The sequence below is a fragment of the Micromonospora sp. CA-246542 genome (genome assembly GCF_050942905.1).
Taxonomy (GTDB): domain Bacteria; phylum Actinomycetota; class Actinomycetes; order Mycobacteriales; family Micromonosporaceae; genus Micromonospora.
Window position 1 is genome coordinate 175,528 of sequence record NZ_CP192040.1, and the last position, 21,310, is coordinate 196,837.

Here is a 21,310-nt window from a genome sequence, read left to right on the forward strand (position 1 = left end):
TCCCCCACCGCACCCCCGTCCTGTGCCGTGAGGCGGGCCGGCCCGTCCACCAAGCCCTACGCTCGCTGCGTGGCATCCACCACCGTCACCGTCCGGCGGGCCCTCCAGCGGTACGCCCCGGTGCGGCTCGCCGTCCGGCGGTACGCCTCGCTGCTGCTCGCGGTCGTGGTCGGGGGAGCGGTGTGGGCCAGCGCCGCGGGTGACCTCGGGGTCCGCTCGCCCCTGCCGGGCGTCGTCACGCTGGTCCTCGCCGTCGCCTCCGGCTGGGCCAGCGGCGCCGTCCGTACCCGTCGCTGGCCGTTGTTCCTGGTCGCGGCGGTCGGTTGGCTGGTGCTCGCGGCCGCGGCGGCCGGGGTGGTCGCCTCGTACCAGGCGGGGGTGCGGCTGCGGGGCCGCCGACTCGCCGGCTACCTCGTCGGCGTCGCCGTGGTGCTCGGCGGTGGGGTCGTCGTCGGGCAGCAGGTGGGCGGCGTACGCCGGATCACCACCGCCACCACCGGCAACGTGCTTCTGCTCGCCGTCTGCCTGGTCGGGCTCCCGTTGCTCTTCGGCCTCTGGATCCGTGCGCGTCGGGACACTCTCGCCGCTCTGCGGGACCGGGCCGAACGGCTGGAGCGCGAGCGGGAGGCCCACGCCGACCGGGTCCGCGCCGAGGAGCGGACCCGGATCGCGCGGGAGATGCACGACGTGGTGGCGCACCGGGTCTCGCTCATGGTCGTGCACGCCGGGGCCCTGGAGGTGACCGCCGCGAACCCGGCGACCGTCGAGACCGCCGCGCTCATCAGGACGACCGGCCGGGCGGCGCTCACCGACCTGCGTGAGGTGCTGGGTGTCCTCCGACAGGCCGAGGCAGCGGTGTTGCCGGAGCGAGGGCTCGACGCGCTGGACGAGCTGATCGGGGAGTCCCGTGCCGCCGGTCTGCGGGTGTCCCGGGAGGACGAGGGCGCGCCGACCGCACTACCCGCGACGTTGGGGCGCACCGCGTACCGGGTCGTCCGCGAGGCGTTGACGAACGTGCGCAAGCACGCGGCCGACGCGGAAACGGTCGTTCGCCTGCGCTTCCTCCCCGACGGGCTGGAGGTCGTCGTGCGCAACGGTCCGTCGGCGGGCGGGCCGGAGCTGCCCGGTGCCGGGCAGGGCCTGCTCGGGCTGCGGGAGCGGGTGGAACTGCTCGGCGGGCGGCTGGACGCGACGCCCGTCGACGGCGGTTTCCTGGTCCGGGCCCTGCTCCCGCTGGTGGGTGTGGCGTGATCCGGGTGCTGGTCGTCGACGACGAGCAGCTCGTCCGCACCGGGCTGCGGCTGATCCTCGAGGCGGCGAAGGACATCACCGTGGTCGGCGAGGCGGCGAACGGGGCCGGCGCGCTGGAGCAGGCCCACCGGTTACGCCCCGACGTGGTGCTGCTCGACGTGCGGATGCCGGGCGTGGACGGGCTGACCGTCGCGCCGGAGATGGTCGCCGCCGGCCCGAAGGTGATCATGCTGACCACCTTCGACCTCGACGAGTACGTGCACGGGGCGCTGCGTGCCGGTGCGGTCGGCTTCCTGCTCAAGGACACTCCGCCCCACGAGTTGGCCGCCGCCGTCCGTACGGTGGCCGCCGGGCACGCGATGCTGGCCCCGACGGTGACCCGGCGGCTGATCAGCTCGTTCGCCGAGCGAGGGCCGGCCCGTCGGGACGCGGCTCGCGAACGGCTCGCCGCGCTCACCGGACGGGAGCTGGAGATCGTGCGGGAGGTGGCACGCGGGCACGGCAACGCGGAGATCGCCAGGCGGCTGACGATGAGCGAGGCCACCGTGAAGGCGCATGTCAGCCGGGCGCTGGCGAAACTGCACGTGGGCAATCGAGTGCGGTTGGCGATCCTGGTGCACGACGCCGACCTGCTGTGACGTCCGGAGGACGGGCGGCGATCACCGGCGGGAGGCCGCGCGCCGGTGTGCCTGGCGGCGCAGCCACCGGATCCCCTCCAGGCCGAAGGTGATGACGAGGGAGACCCCCACCCCGACCAGTACGCCCTTCACCGGATCCCGCTCGAAGGCCAGCCCGCCGAAGTATCCGAGCAGGCCGCAGTACACGGCCCAGGTGAACGCCCCGATGCTGTCGTAGAGCAGGAACGCGCGGCGGGAGTAGCCCACCGCGCCCATGGTGAGGGTGACGGCGGTCCGGCCGCCCGGGACGTACCGGCTGGTGGTCAGGATCATTCCGCCCCGGCGGTCCACCGCGCGGCGGGCCCAGTCGGAGCTGGCCCGCCGACGGCTGCCGTCGGGCAGCCGGGCCAGCCGGCTCGCACCGCCGCCGCGCCCGATGGCGTACGAGATGTGGTCGCCGACCAGCGCGCCCACGCCGGCGCTGACGATCACGAGGGTCAGGCTGGGGTGACCGCCGCTGGCGGACAGCACCCCGGCGGTGATCACGGCGGCCTCGCCGGGCACCGCCGGAAAGAACGCGTCGACCGCGGTGAGGCCGAAGATCACCAGGTACACCCATGGCGAGGTGACCGTCCCACGGAGGAGGTCGAGCAGGGCGTCCATCCCCCCATGCTCGCCGGGTACGACCGGCCCGGTGGCCGAGTCGCCGGAAGACGCCCTCAGCGCGTGCCGATCAGTGCCGGGCGGTTGAGCAGCGGACCGCACGGGATCTTGTCGTCGGCGGTGGGCCCGTGCGAGGTCAGCACCACCGGCGTGGCCAACTCCGCGCCCACCGCCCCGGCCCAGTCGGCCGGAGCCTCGTCGTACACCGGGCGGGACCGCAGCAGCCGGTCGGTGAGCGCGGCCTGCCGGTCCAGGTCGCCGGGCGGGCCGGGGTGAGCCGGTCGCCGGTGTCGTAGCGGCGGCAGATCCGCAGGTCGGGGCCGGCGAGGTCGAGGTGGGTCAGCGCGAGGCCGTCGACCCCGCCGGCCGCCGCGAGGGCGTACCGGTGGGCGACGGCGTCGAAGTGGCCGAACCGGAACCGACCCTGCCACGGGTTCGTCGGGTTGTGCCGGTCGACGAAGGGCAGTGCCGGGTCCTCGGTCACCAGCGGGCCGGGACCGTGCCGGGTGGTGACGGTCCGCAGCACGCCGATCCGGGTCAGCTCGCCCGCCTGTCCCGCCTCGGCGAGCAGACGGTCGGCGTTGGTGAACGTGGTGGTGCTCCACGTCGTGTACGGGTGGAAGCCGTGCCACTCGTCGAGCAGCGCGCCCTGCGCGCCCTCGAAGACGCAGGTCCCCGAGCGCAGCGCCCCGGCGAGCCAGGTCCGGTCGACGATGGCGACCCGCTCCGCGAACCCGGTGTACGCGGGCAGGCAGTCGTCGACCGGCGGCGCGTCCAGCGGGCCGAGTTCGGCGGTCAGCCGGTCCCGCAGAATCGTCAACCGGCGGCGCAGCAGGGCGGGATGCCGGCAGTCGCCGACCCGGGGCGCGTCGTCCGGGTGGGCGAGGCCGTACGCGACGGTCTCGCCCACCCCCAGCCCGCAGGAGCCGTGCCGGTCGGCGCCCCGGGCGATCTCGCGGGCCCGGTTGGCGGCCCGGTGGTACGGGGTGGCGAGCAGCGCCTCGGAGTCGACGGTCAGCCGGTCCAGCGCGTCGGGCACCCCGACCGTGGCGAGATGGTCGGCCTCGGCGGCCAGGGCCAGCGGGTCCACCACCACGTGCCGGGAGAGGTGCGTCCCGACGCCGGGGTGGAACGTACCGGCCCCGAACTGGGCGAACGTGTGGTGCCGCCCATCGCGCAGGACGACGTTGTGTGCCGCCTGCGCGCCCCCGTTGAAGCGGACCACCGTGTGCACCGGGCGGGTGGCGCAGAGCCAGTCCACGACGGTGCCCTTGCCCGCGTCGCCGTACCCGAGGTCGACCACCGCCACGTGTCTCACAGCCTCCTCACCCCGGTGGTGGTGTCGCGGAACGCCGGCAGCGTCGACACCTCGGCCCGCCGACCCCGGCCGAGGCGGGCCAGCGCCTTGGAGACCGTCCCGGTGGCACCGGAGCCGGCGCGGTCCAGGTGGCGCAGGCCCTCGTCCAGGTCGATGGCCTGCTCACCGAGGCCGATGGTGACCGCGATGGTCTCGCAGACCGCGTCCAGGTCGTCGAGCACGACGGCGTTCTGCCCGAGCAGGTCCCGCCAGAAGTCGAGCACCTTCGTGTTGCCGGCGTAGCTGCTGCCGGCGGGGAGCAGGTAGTAGGTGTCCCACCGCCGGGTCACCTCGTCGACGATCTGGCGCAGCGCCACGTCCTCGCCGAGGTCGTCACCGATCAGCCCGGCCACCTCCCGCGCCTTGACCCGCTGGTACGCCAGTTCGTCGCCGATGACGAACAGGTAGCCGCGCCGGCCGCGCTTCTCCCAGTTGTCGGTGACGGTGTGCCGGGCCATGAAGTACAGGGCCAACTCGTACGACTCGCTCATCTGCCCGCCGCCACCACCTTCGAGGACGATCCGGCCGAGGTCGTCGTCCATCCGGTTGTCCGACTCGAACTGGCCCACCTGCAACGGCACCCGGTCGCAGGTGGCGTCGCCGATCGCGCCGAACATGATCTGCGGGTCGCTGGCGTAGCCCTGCCGTTGCAGCAGCCCGAGCAGTTGCGGCAGCTTGGTCTGCAGGACACGCGGCACCATGCGCATCGAGCCGGTCACGTCGAAGAGCACCGCGACGGGCGTCGAGTGGGGGTGTTCGGCGGAGTCGCGGCTCTCCCGGGTCGCGTCGCGGGGGTCGAGCGCGGGGTGCACGGTCCGTGCCCCGCTGTCGCTGTAGGAGAACGCGCTGCGGCCGGTGGAGCGCCGGTAGCGGTCGGCGGCGTCGTACACGTCGGTGGACCAGGTTCCACTGCCCATGACAGCTCCTCTAGAGGGTGAAGGGTCGGAAGGTGCGTGGGCCGTAGAGCCGGTCCAGCACCTGGTCGAGTTCGCGCAGCAGGACCCAGGCGTCGTCGGGCCGGCCGCGCAGGGAGGTCTGCCGGCAGCCCTGCGCGAAGGCGTCCAGCTCACGAGGCACGCGCGGTCCCATCAGCCAGCTCATGCATCCGCTGGCCATCGCGAGGTCGGTGCCCGGACCGCAGGGCCGCCTGCGCAGGACCTCCTGCGGGTACCAGTCCTCGTGGTCCGGCACCAGCGCCGGGACCCTGCTGCCGGCCGGGGCCGAGAAGCACCAGTCGACGAGCACCACGCCGTGGGCGTCCGGTTCGATCAGCACGTGTCGCGGCAGCACCGCTCCGTGCACGATGCCCGCGCGGTGGGCCAGGCCGAGCGCCACCAGCAGCCGCCGCCACATCCAGGCCGCGTCCCGGGCGTCCAACCCGTCGGGGTACGCGCGCCGCACCGCGTCGAGGTCGTGCAGGCCGGGCGCGGTGGCGAGCACGTTGATCCGGCGTTCCGCGCCGGTCGCGGTGTCGCGGTGCGCGAATTCGTCGACGAGCCGGGGCACGTACGGCAGGTAGCGCGGGTCGCCGCGCTCGGCGATGGTGTGCAGGGCGTGTGCCTCACGCGCCATCAGGTCGTTGTCGGTGGGCCGCCGGGGGAGCTTGAGCAGCCGGTTGTCGCCGACGTCGTACAGGTCGGCCAGGTCGCCCGAGTGCGCCGGCGTGCCGAGCCGGTAGTCGCCGAGGACGGTCGTCCGCCGGGCCTGCCACCGGGTCGTGACGTGGACGAACGCGTCGAGGGCGTCGGCGCGTACCCCCGGGTCTGTCGGCAGCCGGTCGGGGTGCAGGGCCGCGACCAGCTCGCGGTAGCGGCGGGCCGGCTGGTCGGCGCCGAACAGCTCGGCGTCGGTGCGGGCGGCCGTGACCAGGTCGATGGCCTCGGCGGTCCTCATCGCACCGTCTCCTCGCGGGCCGGTCGCAGCAGCGCCGGGTGCAGCAGCCGGGCGTCGCCGGCCCGGTAGAGCCGGGCGCGGGGGCCGCCCCGGGCACCGCCGCGCTCGGTGCTCGCGCCGGTGCTCTCCACGAAGCCCGGCACGGAGAGCACCTTGCGGTGGAAGTTGCCGGCGTGCAGCGGGTGACCCCAGACCGTCTCGTAGACGGCCCGCAGCTCGCTGATGGTGAACTCGGCGGCGAGGAAGCGCGTGGCGAGCGGGGTGTACTCCAGCTTGGACCGGGCCCGCTCCAGCGCGTCGTCGATGATCCGGCCGTGGTCGAAGGCGAGCTGCCGGCTGGTCAGCGCCGTGACCGGCAGCCAGATCGCCTCGTCGGCGTCCGAGCCGGCGGCGGCGTCCGGCAGGTCGGGGGCGAACGCGAGGTGGGCGATCGAGACGACGCGCATCCGCGGGTCGCGGTCGGGAGCGCCGTAACTGCCCAACTGCTCCAGGTGTACGCGGCGCAGCTCCTCGCCGCCGAGCCCGGTCTCCTCGGCCAGCTCCCGTCGCGCGCCGGCGGTCAGGTCCTCCTCGGGGCGGACGAACCCGCCGGGCAGCGCCCAGTGCCCCGCGAAGGGTGCCTGGCCACGCCGGATGAGCAGCAGGTGCAGTTGGCCGTCGCGAATGGTCAGTGCCACCACGTCGACGGTCACGGCGACCGCCGGGTAGTCCCGGGGGTCGTACGCGGCCAGGAATTGCTGCTCGTCAACCATGTCTCTCTCAATCTGAGAACATCTCGCTGTGAGAACAACTTAGCGCAGACGTGTGCCCCTGCCAACCCCTTGGATCGGCAGGGGCGCGTCAGCGCACGAGACCCACCAGGTGCGGCCGGCCGCCCGAGTCGTGCAGGGCGAACCCGTCGTCCGGCAGGAGGGCGAAGTTCACCGTGCTCGGCAGCGGTACGGGCAGCTTGAAGGCCACCTCGACGGTGTATTCGTCCGGCAGCCGCGTCTCGAGCGCGGCCAGGCATCGCGCCTTGCTCCACATGCCGTGCGCGATCGGTTGGCGGAAGCCGAACAGTCGCGCGCCGAGCCGGGAGGTGTGGATCGGGTTGTGGTCCCCGGAGACGCGCGCGTACTCGGTGCCCACCCGGGGCTCGACCCGCCACCGGGCGGTGGCCGTGGGCGGTGTCGGACGTTCGCCCCGCTCGCGGCCGCCGGGTGTGCGCTCGCGGCCCAGGTACGTCGAGACGCCGCGCCAGACCTCCTCCCCGTCGACCGAGCCGACCAGCACCACGTCCACCTGCCGCCCCCGGTCGTGCGGGCGCAGGTCCTGGGCGTACGTGGTGAAGTCGAGGGTCTCGTCGGCGGTGATCGGGCGATGGATGGTGATCCGGTTGCCGACGTGCACCACGCCGGTCAGCGCGATGGGGAAGCCGGGCGTGGTCATCAGCCGCAGGGCCAGCGGAAAGCCCAGGATGTGCGGGTACGTCCCGGGCAGCCGGTCGGTGAGCCGGAACCCGCACACCCGGTCGTAGTCGGCCAGGTGGGCCCGGTCGACCCGCACGCCGCGAACGGCGAGCTCGACCGCCGGCAGGTCGTTGCTCTTCCGCCCCCGGCCCAGGCCCGGCAGCGCGCCGAGCGCAGCCCGCCGGTAGAGCGCCCCGGCGGCCGGCATCCGGGCCAGCTCGACGAGCTCGCGGCCACCCGTGCCGGCCGGCCCGTGGCCGCTCAGGTCGGTGGTCACCTCGGTTGCCGACGCGCTCAGGTCGTGTGTCTGCTCGACGCTCGGGTCGGCGTCGGTGGACTCCGGCCGGCGGATCGCGTCCAGGGTCTCCCGCGACAGGATCTCGGTCGGGCCCTCGATCAGCTCGTGGACCGACAGGTCGTCCGGCTCTCTCTTGCGGCCCATCACGCCCCCAGCAGGCTCTGGCCGCAGACCCGGACCACGTTGCCGCTGATCGCGCCGCTGGCCGGCCAGGCCAACCAGCCAATCGTCTCGGCCACGTCCACCGGCAGCCCGCCCTGGGCCAGGCTGTTCATCCGTCGGCCCGCCTCGCGGACGACCAGCGGGATGCGGGCGGTCAGCCGGGTCTCGATGAAGCCGGGCGCCACGGCGTTGACGCTGATCCCCCGGTCGCGCAGGGCCGGGGCGAGAGAGTCGACCAGGCCGATCACGCCGGCCTTGCTGGTGGCGTAGTTGGTCTGACCCCGGTTGCCGGCGATCCCGGCGATCGAGGACACCCCGATGATCCGCCCGCCGGCCGGGATCAACTCCCGTTCCAGCAGTACGTCGTTGATCCGCTCCTGACTGGACAGGTTGACGTCGATGACCTGGTCCCACCGGTCGGCGTCCATCCGGCCGAGCGTCTTGTCGCGGGTGATGCCGGCGTTGTGCACCACCGCGTCGACGCGCCCGTGCCGGCTGGCCAGGTAGTCGGCGAGCCGGGTCGGCGCGTCCGGGGCGGTCAGGTCGAGTTGGAGCGCCGTACCGCCGATGTCGTTCGCCACGGCGGCGAGGGCGTCGCCGGCCGCCGGTACGTCCAACGCGACCACCTGGGCGCCGTCGCGGGCGAGGACCCGGGCCAGGGCCGCGCCGATTCCCCGGGCGGCCCCGGTGACCAGCACGACCTGCCCGTCCAGCGGGCGGTTCCAGTCGGCCGGGGCGGTCGCCGTGCCGGTGCCGACCCGGACGACCTGCCCCGAGACGTACGCGGACCGGCCGGACAGCAGGAACCGGAGGGTCGCTTCGAGGCTGGTGGCGTCACCGTCGCGAGCCACCTGGACGAGCTGGGCCGTGCTGCCCCGGCCGAACTCCTTGCCGATGCTGCGGACCAGCCCTTCCAGGGCCCGCTGGGCGGTCGCCTCGCGCGGGGTCGGGCACTCACCGGGCGGGGTGCCGAGCACGATCACCCGGCCGCTGGGCAGCAGGGTGCGGGCGTGCGGGTGGAAGAAGTCGTAGAGCTGGCGCAGTTGCGTCGAGTCGGTGATGCCGGTCGCGTCGTACACGAGAGCGCCGAAGCGGTCCTCGGCAGCGGCCGTGCCGGTGTCGCGCAGCTCGACCCCGGCGGCGGTCAGGATCGTCCGGACCGGCTCGGCGAGTCGGCCGCCGTCGGCCGCGCCGAGCAGCGCCGGGCCGGTCAGCAGCGGGTCGCCGGTCTGGTGCCGGCGCAGTCGCGGCGGATCGGGCAGCCCGAGACGCTTCACCAGCGTGCGGCCGGCGGCCGATTGGACGAAGCTCGCGTACCTGTCGGTCATGGGCGTAGCCTACTGGCGAGTAAGGTTCGAGCAACACTTGGCGAGGAGGCGGATCGTGCAGAGCATCCGGAGGGTCGCGGTCATCGGGGGCAACCGCATCCCCTTCGCCCGTTCCAACTCCCGCTACGCCGACGCGTCCAACGCCGACCTGCTCGGCGCGGCGCTGGACGGTCTGATCGCCCGGTACGGGCTGGCCGGGCAGCGGGTCGGCGAGGTGGTCACCGGAGCGGTGCTCAAGCACTCCCGCGACTTCAACCTCACCCGCGAGGTGGTCCTCGGGTCCCGGCTCGACCCGCACACCCCGGCGTACGACATCCAGCAGGCGTGCGGCACCGGCCTGGAGGCCGCGATCCTCGTCGCCAACAAGATCGCCCTCGGTCAGCTCGACGTGGGCATCGCGGGCGGCGTCGACACCACCTCCGACGCGCCCCTCGCGGTCAACGAGGACATGCGCCGTACGCTGCTCAAACTCAACTCCGCCCGCACGGTCGGCCAGCGGCTGAAGATCGCCGCGAAGCTGCGCCCGCTCCAGCCGTTCAAGCCGGACATCCCCCGCAACGCCGAACCGCGTACCGGCCTGTCCATGGGGGACCACGCCGCCCAGACCGCGCTGCGCTGGCAGATCGACCGGCGCTCCCAGGACGAGCTGGCACTGCGCTCGCACCAGCGGCTCGCCGCCGCGTACGACAAGGGCTTCTTCGACGACCTGATGACGCCGTACCTGGGCCTGACCCGCGATCAGAACCTCCGCCCGGACACGAGCGTGGAGAAGCTCGGCGCGCTCAAGCCGGTCTTCGGCACCCGCGGCCCGGACGCCGAGCAGGCCACCATGACCGCCGGTAACTCGTCGCCGCTCACCGACGGCGCGTCCACCGTGCTGCTGGCCAGCGAGGAGTGGGCTGCCGCGCACAACCTGCCGGTGCTGGCCTGGTTCAGCTGGTCCGAGACGGCGGCCGTCGACTTCGTACACGGCGACGAGGGGCTGCTGATGGCCCCCGCGTACGCGGTGCCCCGGATGCTGGCCCGCGCCGGGCTCACGTTGCAGGATTTCGACTACTACGAGATCCACGAGGCGTTCGCCTCGCAGGTGCTGGCCACCCTCGCCGCCTGGGAGTCGCCGGAGTTCTGCAAGGACCGGCTCGGCCTGGACGCCCCGCTGGGCGCGATCGACACCGACCGGCTCAACGTCAACGGATCGTCGCTGGCCGCCGGGCACCCGTTCGCCGCCACCGGAGGGCGGATCGTCGCCACGCTGGCCAAGCTGCTCGCGGAGAAGGGCAGCGGACGCGGGCTGATCTCCATCTGCGCGGCCGGCGGCCAGGGCGTGACGGCGATCCTGGAGCGCTGAGCCAGCCCCGCCGCGATGTCCCAATGTCTCTTGTCAAGAGGCATTGGGACATGCGCCCCGTCCGTGCTCGGTCACTGGGCGCTGCTGCGCGAGTTGCAGGCCGACGCCCGGCTCTCCTTCAGCGAGCTGTCCCGCCGGGTGCACCTGTCGCCACCTGCGCCCCACCCGCGCCCATCCGCGCCGATCTTGCACTTCCTGTTGCCGAAATACGAGGAATGCCCCCGTGTGCCGCGACAGCAAGTGCAAGATCGCGGGGGTCCAGCCGCAGCCCGGGCCGATCATGGAGTCGTGGTGGGTAGATGGTTCCTGAGTGCACCTTTTGTGAGGCACCACAACTCCATGATCGACACGCGGGGGCGGGCGGGGGCGAGCGGCGGGGGCGTGGCCCGCCATTTTGGAGCGTGGGGCGCTCGATCGTCCCTTACCGGGGTGACCGCCAGCAGGCGTTAACGGACTGTTCAGCAGGCCGTCCGCAGGCGGTGGGTTTACCACGCGACGGTGATCGCTGCCGCGTCCTCGACGCGGCGCTGATCACTCCTGCGTGCGGAACGGGGCCGTATCTCCATGGAGTCCGTCGTCCCCGGGACGACCACCCTGTCGGTGGTCATCCCGATGTTCAACGAGACCGCTGTCATTCCGGCCCTGGTGGCCCGACTGCGGCCGGTGCTCGACGCGCTCGGCGTCGACTACGAGGTGGTCGCCGTCGACGACGGCAGCGCCGATGACACCGTGTCGGTGCTCTTCGACCACGGCCGGGACTGGCCGCAGTTGCGGGTGCTCCGGCTGCGGCGCAACAGCGGTCACCAGGCGGCGTTGACGGCGGGCCTGCACCGGGCCGTCGGCCGGTGGATCGTGAGTCTCGACGCCGACCTCCAGGACCCGCCCGAGGCCATCGCCGAGATGCTGCGGGTGGCCCGGACGGACGGTGTGGACGTGGTCTACGGCGTCCGGGCAGATCGCAGCACCGACACCATCTTCAAGCGCAACACCGCCCGCGCCTATTACTGGGTGATGCGGCGGATCGTGGGCGCCGACCTGCCGGCCCAGGCCGGTGACTTCCGGCTGCTCAGCCGGGACGTCGTCGAGGTGCTGCGGCGGCTGCCGGAACGTGCGCCGGTCTACCGCCTGCTGGTGCCGTCGCTGGGCTTCCCGAGCGCCGAGGTGCGCTACACCCGCGCGGCGCGGGCCGCCGGGGAGACGAAGTACCCGCTGCGCCGGATGGTCGCCCTGGCCTGGGAGAGCACGGCGAACTTCTCCGCCGCCCCGCTGCGCCTGGCCACCTGGCTGGGGATGTCGAGCTTCCTGCTGTGCCTCGCGCTGATCGCGTTCGGAATGGTCGCGCACGTGTCCGGCACCACCATTCCCGGCTGGACGTCGATGTTCGTCGCGGTGCTGCTGCTCAGCGGGGTGCAGTTGGTCTGCCTCGGCCTGCTCGGCGAGTACGTGGGGCGCATCTACGCCACCGTGCAGAACCGTCCCGCGTTCCACGTCGGGTTCGACTCGGCGCAGACCGCGGCGGAGGCCCTGACCAACCTGCCCACCGTCGCTACCCGCCGTGACTGAGCGCGCCGCCGTGACTGAGCCGGTCGCCGTGACTGAGCCCGTCGTCGTGGCTGACCGGGAGACGTCCCCGGCACCGGACGCTCCCGCCAGACCGTCCCGCCAGATCGCCGGCCGTGCCCTGGCGGCGCTGCCCTGGCTGGTCGTCCTGGCCCTGCTGCCCGTCGCGTGGTGGCGGGTCGGCGTCGGGGTCCACGACATCGCCGGCTACGTCGCGTACTGGGCGGGCGCTCTCGTGCTGCCCGGCACGCTGGTACACCGGGCGTTGCGCGGCAGCCGGGGCAACCTGCCCGAGGACCTCGGGTTCGGCGCCGCCACCGGTCTCGTGCTGGAACTCGCCGCCTGGGCCCTGGCGGCGGCCACCGGCCAGCAGCACCTGCTGCGCTGGTGGGCGGCACCCGTGGTGCTGCTCTTCCTCGCCGTGCCGCGCCTGCGTCGGCACTGGCGGATCGAGCGGCGAAGCCCTCTGCCGCTGGCCTGGCACGTGGCGATGGCGGCGGTGCTGCTGCTGGTGCTGGCCTGGGCCGCCGTGCAGTGGCCGGGCAACCCGGTGCCACCGTCTGCCGACCACACCTACTATCCGGACCTCTTCTACCACCTGTCGCTGGTGCAGGAACTCACCCGCGACATGCCGTTCGTGCTGCCGCACGTGGCCGGGGAGCCGCTGCGCTACCACTACCTCTCCGACGCGCACATGGCCAGCGCCAGCATGATCACCGGCAGTTCGCCCGCGCTGGTGCTCCTGCGCCTGTGGCTGGTGCCGGTGGCGGCCACGGCCGTGCTGGTCAGCGCCGGGGTGGCCCGGGACCTGAGCCGGGTCTGGTGGACCGGGCCGGTCGTCGCCGCCGTGACGTACCTCGGGCTCCCGGTGGCGCTCGGCTCGGCGTTGACCGACGCGGCCGGCGTCCTGTCCGTGGCCAGCCCGTCGCAGACGTACGTGCTGGCGCTCTTCGTCGTGCTCGTGGGGCTCTGCCTGGACGCCGTGCGCGGCCGGGCGCTCGGGCCCGGCTGGGCGCTGGTGCCGGCGTTCGGCCTGGCGTGCGCCGGGTCGAAGTCCAGCGCGCTGCCGGCGCTGCTCGCCGGCCTGCTGATCACCGCCGCGGTGACCGGGTGGCGGCGGCGTCGGGTGCCGTGGCCCACCGTCGTGGCGCTGGCCCTCCTGCTGGTGGCGACGGCCGTGGGCTACCGGCTCTTCGCCGGTGGTGGCGCGGGAACGCTGCGGGTGCAGGTGTTCGGGCTGCTGCGCTTCATGCTGCCGTACGGGCAGACCTTCGGCGGCAGCGACGGCACCCGGGCGGGCGGTCTCGCGCCACCCGGGCTGGCCGCCGGTGGCTGGCCGGCCGGGCTCTTCGCCGGCGGCATCCTCGGCTGGTGGCTGCTGATGCAGGCGCCCCGGCTGGCCGGCACGCTGCTGCTGTTCTCCCGGCGGCACCGCGCCGACCCGGCGACCTGGCTGCTCAGCGGCACCGTTCTCGCCGGAGTGGGCGCCACCTGGGTGTTCCACCACCCGTCGGCCAGTCAGGTCTACTTCTGGCTGGCGGTGCTGCCGATCGGAGTGCTGCTCTCCGGTCACCTGCTCGCGGCCACGCGCCCCCGCTGGCCGGTGCTGGCCGTCGGAGCGCTGGCCGGCGTCGCGGTCGCCCTGGCCGTTCCGAAGGCCGGCAACCCGGCCGCGTCGCTGCGCGGCTGGTGGGGGCGTTGGCGGCGTCGGCGGGACGGTTCGCGGCGCTGGTGCTGCTCGCGGGCGTACTCGGTGTCCTGGTCCTTGTCCTGCTGCGTCACCGGGACGGCGGTCGGTGGTGGGCGGCGGCGGTGGCGGCGGCCACCGCGGCGATCCTCGCGGCCAGCATCGCGGTCGGCGTCCAGGGGACGGTGTCGGCGGCGCTGCGGCTGCGCGACACCCGGTCCACGGTGGCCGGCGTGCCGCCCACGCCGAGCGACACGCGCTACGTGCTCACCCGAGCGGAGGCGCGGGCCGCCCTCTGGCTCGACGCGCACGCCGCCGCCGCCGACGTCGTCGCCACCAACGTGCACTGCCGACCGGTGCGGACGACGCGGCACTGCGACGCCCGCGCGTTCTGGGTGACCGGGCTGGGCGGGCACCGGGCCGTGGTGGAGAGCTGGGGTTACACCGACGCGGCGCTCGCCACGCACGGTCGCTACGGACTGGGGTACGCCCGGCAGGACCCACCCGACGCGGCACTGTTCGCGCTCAACGAGCGGGTGTTCAGCGCGCCCGTGGCGGAGGATCTGGACCGGCTGCGCCGGGAGTACGGCGTCCGGTGGCTGTTCGCCGACACCCGGGCGGCCCGCGTGTCGCCGGCCCTGGCCGAGCTGGCCCCGATCCGCCTGGTCTCCGGCCCGGTGATCATCTACGAGCTGCCCTGACCTGGGGCGGGCGGACTCCCGCCCGAGCCGGCCCGGTCCCGGCCGGCTCGGGCGGGTGACGGACAATGAGGTACGTGACGACGATCCCGAACGTGCTCGCCAACCGGTACGCCTCGCCCGAGTTGGTCGCCCTCTGGTCGCCCGAGGAGAAGGTCCGGATGGAACGGCGGCTGTGGCTCGCCGTGCTCCGCGCACAGCGTGACCTGGGCGTGGCGGTCCCGGACGGCGTGGTCGAGGCGTACGAGCGGGTGCTCGACCAGGTCGACCTCGCGTCGATCGCCGAGCGGGAGCGGGTCACCCGGCACGACGTGAAGGCCCGCATCGAGGAGTTCAGCGCGCTGGCCGGGCACGAGCACGTGCACAAGGGGATGACCTCGCGGGACCTCACCGAGAACGTCGAGCAGCTTCAGGTGCGTGCCTCGCTGGAGCTGATCCGGGACCGGGTGGTGGCGACCCTGGCCCGGCTGGCGTGGCTCGCGTACGAGCACTCCGAGCTGGTCATGACCGGCCGCTCGCACAATGTGGCGGCGCAGGCCACCACGCTGGGCAAGCGCTTCGCGTCGGCGGCGGAGGAGTTGCTCATCGCGTACGACCGGCTGGAGGAGCTGATCGCCCGCTACCCGCTGCGCGGCATCAAGGGCCCGGTGGGCACGGCCGCCGACCAGCTCGACCTCTTCGACGGCGACGCCGACAAGGTGGCCGAGCTGGAGCGACGGGTCGCCGAGCACCTGGGCTTCTCGCGGGTGCTGGACAGCGTCGGGCAGGTCTACCCGCGCTCGTTGGACTTCGACGTGCTGGCCGCGTTGGCGCAGACCGCCGCCGCGCCGTCGTCGCTGGCCACCACGATCCGGCTGATGGTCGGCCAGGAGCTGGTCACCGAGGGCTTCAAGCCGGGTCAGGTCGGTTCCAGCGCGATGCCGCACAAGATGAACACCCGTTCGTCGGAGCGCGTGAACGGCTTCGCGGTCATCATCCGGGGTTACCTGTCGATGGTCGGCGAGCTGGCCGGCGACCAGTGGAACGAGGGGGACGTGTCCTGCTCGGTGGTCCGTCGGGTGGCGTTGCCGGACGCGTTCTTCGCCGCCGACGGGCTGTTCCAGACGTTCCTCACCGTGCTGGACGAGTTCGGCGCGTACCCGGCGGTGATCAACCGGGAGCTGGAGCGCTTCCTGCCGTTCCTGGCCACCACCAAGATCCTGGTGGCGGCGGTCCGGCGGGGCGTCGGCCGGGAGGTCGCCCACGAGGTGATCAAGGAGCACGCGGTCGCGGTGGCGCTGGCCATGCGCGAGAAGGGCGCCCCGGAGAACGACCTCTTCGACCGCCTGGCCGCCGACGGCCGCCTCGGCCTGTCCCGAGCCGACATCGACACCCTGGTAGCCGACCGCACCGCCTTCGTAGGAGCGGCAAAGTCCCAGGTGGAGTCGGTAACCCGCAGAATCACCAAGGTGGTGGAAACCCACCCCAACGCCGCCACCTACACCCCACCCCCCATCCTCTAACCCCCCCCCGGGACCCCTCCCGACCCCTCTCCCCGTGCCCCCTTCTGGCCCGGTGATCAAGAGGTTTGCGTCAACTTTGATCTCCCTGGTGACGCAAACCTCTTGATCACCCGAGGTGGAGGTGGAGGTGGAGGTGGAGGTGGAGGTGGAGGGTTTCGGGCGGTCAGTCGCCGGTGGGGGTTTCGGCGGCTGTTCGCAGGGTTGGGGCGCTTGCTGGTTCGGCGATGCCGCCGAGGGACTCGGCGAAGGCGGGGTCGGTGGCGGTGTCCGCCGCCACCGCCGGCTGGTCCGGCGGCATGACCTCGGGCATCGTCGGTACGGCGACGACTGCCGTGCCGTACGCGCAGATCTCCATCCACATCTCGCCGCAGTCCCGGCTGTCGAAGCGCATGCCGATCACGGCGTTCGCGCCGAGCCGCAGGGCCTCCTCGCCGAGGCGGGTCACCGAGTCGGTACGCCACCGGGTCAGATTGTCCGGCGCCATCGGGTCGTACGCGCCACCGCGCAGGTTCTTGACCCCCTCGCGGTACGGGTTGCGCGTCCTGGCCATCGATGACACCACCTCACCGAGAATCTGGCGGATCTCGTAGCCGGGCAGTTGCTCTGTCGTCACGACCAGCACGTTTCCGATGCTGTCAGGAGTTGCGCGACCCGATCGGGTGCCGTGTTCACCTGATCGGATGCTGCAAAACGGCGCGGCGCGGACGGCCGGCGCGCGGCCGACCATCCGCGCCCCGCGGGCGCTAACCGTCAGACACCGGCCACCGAGGTGATCCAGGCCCGGTTGTACGCGACGCTGCCGTAGTTCTGGATGTTGTAGCCGTCGGCCGTGGAGGCGACGCCGACCTGCTGGCCGTTGTAGAACTGCGGGCCGCCCGAGTCGCCCCGCCAGGCGTTGCCGTTGATCCGGGTGCTGCGGATGGCCTGGCCGCCGTACGCGTCGGTGACGTTGGTGCTGGTCACCTGGACGGTGGCGGTCTTGAGCTGGCTGGACGCGGAGCAGCCGCTGTAGCAGGTCATGCCCCACCCGTAGATCGAGTTGGTCGAGCCGACCGGCGGGTTGCTGCTCGCCAGGGAGACCGTCGAGGTGCTCACGGTACTGGAGAGGCGCATGAGGGCCAGGTCGTTACGGGTGTAGGTGGCGCTGACGGTGCGGGTGACCCCACCCGAGGCGCGGTAGACGCTGCCGACCCGGACGGACATCGTGCCGCTGATGCAGTGCCGGGCGGTGAGCACCCACTGCGCGGCGATCACGCTGCCCGAGCAGGTGAACGAGCCGTTGCTCAGTACGGCGGCGGCCCAGGGGGCGGACGACACGGTGCCGCCGCCGATGATGGGCTGGGGGCCGGCCGGGGCAGCGGACGCGCCGGACGCGGCGGCGAGGGCGCCGACCAGCGCCGTGCTGATCAGGGCGAGCAGGGGACGAACGCGCATCGGTGGACTCCTTGGGGCGGGTGGGGCCCGGGGTCGCCGGGTGCCCGGGGGCGACGACGGGAGGTCCCCATCGCCGCTGGCATCGAGCCATGTCGATGTACTGTAGGGCCGGCGAGCATCGTTTTCAAGAAGCCGATCGAGATCGTCCAATGTAACGATTCGGCTACCCCGCGCGCTGTATATCCCCTGGTGAGGCGGCCTGTCCCGCGCTGCCGGGCCCCCTTGCCGCCCGTTATGTGGATCACTGCCTGGACTGCGCCCGGCCGGTGCGTCCGCAGCGGAATCTGCCAGGTAGGCTGGCTGCGCTCGCCCGTTGTGGGTAGGCACCCAACTGCGTACACAGTCAGGAGTGCCCAGTGCCTCGCGTCGTCGTCGACGTCATGCTCAAGCCCGAGATCCTCGATCCGCAGGGCCAGGCCGTCGCAAACGCGCTGCCCCGGCTCGGCGTCAGCGACGTCGCCTCAGTCCGGATCGGCAGGCGGATCGAGATCGACTTCACCGGTGAACCGGACCTGGACCGGGCCCGGGAAATCGCCGACAAGCTGCTCGCCAACCCGGTCATCGAGGACTTCACCGTCCGCCTGGTCGAGACCGACGAGACCGCGGACGCCCGCTCGTGACCGCCCGGGTCGGTGTGGTCACGTTCCCCGGCTCGCTCGATGACGGGGACGCGGCCCGCGCCGTCCGGATCGCCGGCGCCGAGCCGGTCCGGCTCTGGCACGGCGACGAGAACCTGCACGGGGTGGACGCCGTCGTCCTGCCCGGCGGGTTCTCCTACGGCGACTACCTGCGCTGCGGGGCCATCGCCCGGTTCGCCCCGGTGATGGAGACGATCGTGGACGCCGCCCAGGGCGGTCTGCCGGTGCTCGGCATCTGCAACGGCTTCCAGATCCTCTGCGAGGCGCACCTGCTGCCGGGCGCGCTCACCCGCAACCAGCACCTGCACTTCCGCAACCGGGACCAGGTGCTGCGCATCGAGTCGGCCGGCACCGCGTGGACCAACGCGTTCCAGGCCGGCCAGGAGGTGCTGATCCCGGTCAAGAACGGCGAGGGCTGCTACGTCGCCGACACCGCGACGCTGGACCAGCTCGAAGCCGAGGGCCGGGTCGTCGCCCGCTACGTCGGCGGTAACCCGAACGGGTCGCAGCGCGACATCGCCGCGATCACCAACGCCGCCGGCAACGTGGTCGGCATCATGCCGCACCCGGAGCACGCGGTGGAGGCGCTCACCGGCCCCTCGCTGGACGGTCTCGGGTTCTTCACCTCGGTCCTCAAGCACCTGGTGGGGACCCCAGCGTGAGCATCGGTCAGCTCAACCGCCGGCCCGGCGGGTACGAGCGCAGCGAGGAGAGGTCATGACCACCCATCCGGACCCGGTACGGGACACTCCGGAGGCGTACTCCGCCCCGGCGCAGCCGACCGAGCCGCTGGCGCAGCCCACCGCCCCGGCGGCCGCTCCCGCGCAGCCGGCGAGCGCCGACTGGACCGACGGCGTGGACACCGTGCCGCGTGCCGGTGGCACCCCGGGCGAGCTTCAGCCGTACACCGAGCTGGGCCTGCGCGACGACGAGTACGACCGGATCCGGCAGATCCTCGGCCGTCGGCCCACCCAGTCCGAGCTGGCGATGTACTCGATCATGTGGAGCGAGCACTGCTCCTACAAGTCGAGCAAGGTGCACCTGCGTCAGTTCGGTGAGAAGGCCCCGCAGAGCGACCGTCTGCTCGCCGGCATCGGTGAGAACGCCGGTGTCGTGCAGGTCTCCGACAAGCTGGCGGTGACCTTCAAGGTCGAGTCGCACAACCACCCGAGCTTCGTCGAGCCGTACCAGGGCGCGGCGACGGGTGTCGGCGGCATCGTCCGGGACATCCTCGCCATGGGTGCCCGCCCGATCGCGGTCATGGACCCGCTGCGCTTCGGCGCGGCGGATCACCCGGACACCGCCCGGGTGCTCACCGGCGTGGTCGCCGGTGTCGGCGGCTACGGCAACTGCCTCGGCCTGCCCAACATCGGCGGCGAGCTGGTCTTCGACCCGTCCTACCAGGGCAACCCGCTGCTCAACGCGCTCTGCCTGGGCGTACTGCCGGTCGACCGCCTGCAGAACAAGGCCGCCGCCGGCCCCGGCAACGTGGTCGTGCTGATGGGCGCGAAGACCGGCCGGGACGGCATCGGCGGCGTGTCGGTGCTGGCCAGCGCCACCTTCGACGAGGGCAGCGAGGCCCGGCGCCCGGCCGTGCAGGTCGGCGACCCGTTCACCGAGAAGCTGCTGATCGAGGCGTGCCTGGAGCTGTACGACGGCCAGCTCGTCGTCGGCATCCAGGACCTCGGTGGTGCCGGCCTGACCTGCGCGCTCACCGAGACCGCCGCCGCTGCCGGCACCGGCATGCGGGTCTGGCTGGAGCGGGTGCCGCTGCGGGAGCCCTCGATGGACCCGCACGAGATCCTGGCCAGCGAGTCCCAGGAGCGGATGCTGCTGGTTGTCGAGCCGGACAAGCTCGACGCGGTGCTCAAGACCTGCGAGAAGTGGGGCGTGCTGGGCACCGCGATCGGTGAGGTCACCGCTCCGGAGCCGGACGGCCGCCCCGGTCGCCTGCTGATCACCTGGCGGGACCACCTGGTCGTCGACGTGCCGCCGGGTTCGCTGGTGGACGACGGCCCGGTGTACGCCCGACCGATGCGTGAGCCGGCCGACCTGATCCTGCTCCAGGCCGACCGCGCCGAGACGCTGCCCCGCCCGGCCGACCCGGACGCGCTGCGGGAGACCGTGCTGCGCATGATCGCGTCGCCGAACCTGGCCGACAAGACCTGGGTCACCGAGCAGTACGACCGTTACGTGCTGGGCAACACCGTGCTCGCCCAGCCGGAGGACGGCGGCGTGATCCGGATCGACGAGCAGACCGGGCTCGGCGTGGCGCTGTCGGTCGACGGCAATGGCCGGTACGCCCGGCTCGACCCGTACCAGGGCACCAAGCTGGCCCTCGCCGAGGCTTACCGGAACGTGGCGGTGACCGGCGCGAAGCCGATCGCCGTCACCAACTGCCTCAACTTCGGCTCGCCGGAGGACCCGGGCGTGATGTGGCAGTTCGCCGAGGCCGTGCGCGGCCTGGCGGACGGCTGCCTGGAGCTGGGCATCCCGGTGACCGGCGGCAACGTCAGTTTCTACAACCAGACCGGCGCGGCGGCCATCCACCCGACCCCGGTGGTCGGGGTGCTGGGCGTGCTGGACAACGTGGCCGACCGGGTGCCGATGGGCTTCGTCCCGCGTCCCGGTGGCGACCACGACCAGCTCTACCTGCTCGGTGAGACCAACGTCGAGCTGTCCGGCTCGGAGTGGGCCTGGGTGACGCACGAGCACCTCGGTGGCATCCCGCCGCAGGTCGACCTTCTCCGTGAGAAGGCGCTGGCCGACCTGCTGGCCGAGGCGGCCCGGGTGGGCCACCTCAGCTCGGCGCACGACCTGTCCGACGGTGGTCTCGCCCAGAGCCTGGTCGAGTCCTGCCTGCGGCGTGGCGTCGGCGCCCGGATCGCCGTGCCGGAGCAGTTCGCCGAGGGCTCGATGCCCTTCGTCTACCTGTTCAGCGAGTCCGCGACGCGGGCGCTGGTGTCGGTGCCGCGTGGCCACGACAAGGCGTTCGCGGCGCTCTGCGCCGAGCGGGGCGTGCCGTTCGAGCTGATCGGTGTCACCGACCCGTCCGGCGGGGCGCTCGAGGTGCACGGGCAGTTCCGGATCGGCCTGGACGAGCTGCGGGCCGCGCACACCGAGACGCTTCCGCGCCTCTTCGGTGGCACCGCCGCCGTCGAGGCGTCCGAGCCGGCCGCTGCCGCGACCGTGGAGCCCGCCGTTGCCGAGGTGCCCGCCCCGGCCGCCGGTGTGGCGGGCGCGGTCGAGGCCGTGCCGCTGCCGGCCGCCCCGGCCGAGCCGGTGGACGCGTCGGAGGTGCTCTCCGAGCCGATCGCCTCGGCCGGCCCGTCCCCGCAGACCGGGGCTGTCGACCCGATCGGGTCGGAGCAGCCGTCCGAGTCTGGTTCCGGTGTCACCGAGCCGTCGCCTGACGAGCGCTGAGGC

Annotated in this window: 18 protein-coding genes and 2 pseudogenes; 11 read left to right on the forward strand and 9 right to left on the reverse strand. The window is 73.1% G+C overall.

Annotation, left to right across the window (positions count from 1 at the left end; translation table 11 throughout):
* Positions 1-69 precede the first annotated feature (69 nt).
* Together ACQP0N_RS00850 and ACQP0N_RS00855 are read left to right on the forward strand one after the other, a co-directional pair.
* On the forward strand, positions 70-1,251 hold the full coding sequence (locus ACQP0N_RS00850; protein ID WP_433116773.1) for a sensor histidine kinase: 1,182 nt from the start codon (positions 70-72) through the stop codon (positions 1,249-1,251).
* Positions 1,248-1,889 carry a response regulator gene (locus tag ACQP0N_RS00855; RefSeq protein WP_433116775.1) on the forward strand — a complete coding sequence of 214 codons (642 nt, stop codon included), beginning with the start codon at positions 1,248-1,250 and terminating at the stop codon, positions 1,887-1,889. The genes ACQP0N_RS00850 and ACQP0N_RS00855 overlap by 4 nt, the downstream gene beginning before the upstream one ends.
* 21 nt (positions 1,890-1,910) lie before the next feature.
* Here the strand turns inward: ACQP0N_RS00855 and ACQP0N_RS00860 are convergent, their stop codons facing one another.
* From ACQP0N_RS00860 to ACQP0N_RS00890, 7 genes and pseudogenes are all read right to left on the reverse strand, one after another.
* Positions 1,911-2,531 (reverse strand): DedA family protein, encoded by a 621-nt coding sequence (locus ACQP0N_RS00860; RefSeq protein WP_355048429.1) that lies wholly within the window; start codon positions 2,529-2,531, stop codon positions 1,911-1,913.
* A gap of 56 nt (positions 2,532-2,587) precedes the next feature.
* Positions 2,588-3,849, reverse strand: a pseudogene (locus tag ACQP0N_RS00865) (adenylosuccinate synthetase).
* The gene (locus tag ACQP0N_RS00870) at positions 3,846-4,805 is read right to left on the reverse strand and encodes a hypothetical protein (RefSeq protein WP_433116777.1); all 960 of its coding nucleotides are present in this window, start codon (positions 4,803-4,805) and stop codon (positions 3,846-3,848) included. Before ACQP0N_RS00870 ends, ACQP0N_RS00865 begins: the two are co-directional and overlap by 4 nt.
* A gap of 10 nt (positions 4,806-4,815) precedes the next feature.
* Positions 4,816-5,781 (reverse strand): serine/threonine protein kinase, encoded by a 966-nt coding sequence (locus tag ACQP0N_RS00875; protein ID WP_433116779.1) that lies wholly within the window; start codon positions 5,779-5,781, stop codon positions 4,816-4,818.
* Positions 5,778-6,533, reverse strand: coding sequence for an NUDIX hydrolase (locus tag ACQP0N_RS00880; protein ID WP_433116781.1), 756 nt, complete (start codon positions 6,531-6,533; stop codon positions 5,778-5,780). The genes ACQP0N_RS00875 and ACQP0N_RS00880 overlap by 4 nt, the downstream gene beginning before the upstream one ends.
* Before the next feature lie 88 nt (positions 6,534-6,621).
* A complete protein-coding gene (locus ACQP0N_RS00885; protein WP_433116783.1) occupies positions 6,622-7,671 on the reverse strand; it encodes a MaoC/PaaZ C-terminal domain-containing protein in 1,050 nt (349 codons plus the stop codon).
* The gene (locus ACQP0N_RS00890) at positions 7,671-9,017 is read right to left on the reverse strand and encodes a 3-oxoacyl-ACP reductase (protein ID WP_433116785.1); all 1,347 of its coding nucleotides are present in this window, start codon (positions 9,015-9,017) and stop codon (positions 7,671-7,673) included. The genes ACQP0N_RS00885 and ACQP0N_RS00890 overlap by 1 nt, the downstream gene beginning before the upstream one ends.
* A 55-nt stretch (positions 9,018-9,072) precedes the next feature.
* On the opposite strand from ACQP0N_RS00890, the gene ACQP0N_RS00895 reads away from it, so the two are divergent.
* The 6 genes and pseudogenes from ACQP0N_RS00895 to purB all read left to right on the forward strand — a co-directional run bounded on the left by ACQP0N_RS00895 (position 9,073) and on the right by purB (position 15,812).
* On the forward strand, positions 9,073-10,365 hold the full coding sequence (locus tag ACQP0N_RS00895) for an acetyl-CoA C-acetyltransferase (RefSeq protein WP_355048422.1): 1,293 nt from the start codon (positions 9,073-9,075) through the stop codon (positions 10,363-10,365).
* A 15-nt stretch (positions 10,366-10,380) separates the two neighbouring features.
* Positions 10,381-10,524 (forward strand): annotated as a pseudogene (locus tag ACQP0N_RS00900) (AsnC family transcriptional regulator); the annotation flags it as partial.
* 405 nt (positions 10,525-10,929) lie between these two features.
* Positions 10,930-11,928 (forward strand): glycosyltransferase family 2 protein, encoded by a 999-nt coding sequence (locus ACQP0N_RS00905; protein WP_433116787.1) that lies wholly within the window; start codon positions 10,930-10,932, stop codon positions 11,926-11,928.
* Positions 11,929-11,956: 28 nt separating this feature from the next.
* Positions 11,957-14,011 (forward strand): hypothetical protein, encoded by a 2,055-nt coding sequence (locus ACQP0N_RS00910; protein ID WP_433116789.1) that lies wholly within the window; start codon positions 11,957-11,959, stop codon positions 14,009-14,011.
* On the forward strand, positions 13,969-14,313 hold the full coding sequence (locus tag ACQP0N_RS00915) for a hypothetical protein (protein WP_433116791.1): 345 nt from the start codon (positions 13,969-13,971) through the stop codon (positions 14,311-14,313). Before ACQP0N_RS00910 ends, ACQP0N_RS00915 begins: the two co-directional genes overlap by 43 nt.
* Before the next feature lie 74 nt (positions 14,314-14,387).
* Positions 14,388-15,812, forward strand: a complete 1,425-nt coding sequence (gene purB / locus ACQP0N_RS00920) for an adenylosuccinate lyase (RefSeq protein ID WP_433116793.1) — start codon at positions 14,388-14,390, stop codon at positions 15,810-15,812.
* Positions 15,813-15,975: 163 nt separating this feature from the next.
* Here purB and ACQP0N_RS00925 read toward each other — a convergent pair whose 3' ends face one another.
* Both ACQP0N_RS00925 and ACQP0N_RS00930 read right to left on the reverse strand, forming a co-directional pair.
* Positions 15,976-16,539 carry a YbjQ family protein gene (locus ACQP0N_RS00925; RefSeq protein WP_355048415.1) on the reverse strand — a complete coding sequence of 188 codons (564 nt, stop codon included), beginning with the start codon at positions 16,537-16,539 and terminating at the stop codon, positions 15,976-15,978.
* Positions 16,540-16,562: 23 nt separating this feature from the next.
* On the reverse strand, positions 16,563-17,246 hold the full coding sequence (locus ACQP0N_RS00930; protein ID WP_355245595.1) for a S1 family peptidase: 684 nt from the start codon (positions 17,244-17,246) through the stop codon (positions 16,563-16,565).
* A 356-nt stretch (positions 17,247-17,602) separates the two neighbouring features.
* Here ACQP0N_RS00930 and purS point away from each other — a divergent pair, with 356 nt between their 5' ends.
* From purS to purL, 3 genes are read left to right on the forward strand one after another with little or no spacing between them, the layout of a single operon-like run.
* The gene (gene purS, locus ACQP0N_RS00935; protein WP_007454310.1) at positions 17,603-17,866 is read left to right on the forward strand and encodes a phosphoribosylformylglycinamidine synthase subunit PurS; all 264 of its coding nucleotides are present in this window, start codon (positions 17,603-17,605) and stop codon (positions 17,864-17,866) included.
* Positions 17,863-18,546 carry a phosphoribosylformylglycinamidine synthase subunit PurQ gene (gene purQ / locus ACQP0N_RS00940; RefSeq protein WP_355048413.1) on the forward strand — a complete coding sequence of 228 codons (684 nt, stop codon included), beginning with the start codon at positions 17,863-17,865 and terminating at the stop codon, positions 18,544-18,546. Before purS ends, purQ begins: the two co-directional genes overlap by 4 nt.
* 55 nt (positions 18,547-18,601) lie before the next feature.
* A complete protein-coding gene (purL, locus tag ACQP0N_RS00945) occupies positions 18,602-21,307 on the forward strand; it encodes a phosphoribosylformylglycinamidine synthase subunit PurL (RefSeq protein ID WP_433116796.1) in 2,706 nt (901 codons plus the stop codon).
* Positions 21,308-21,310: the final 3 nt, after the last annotated feature.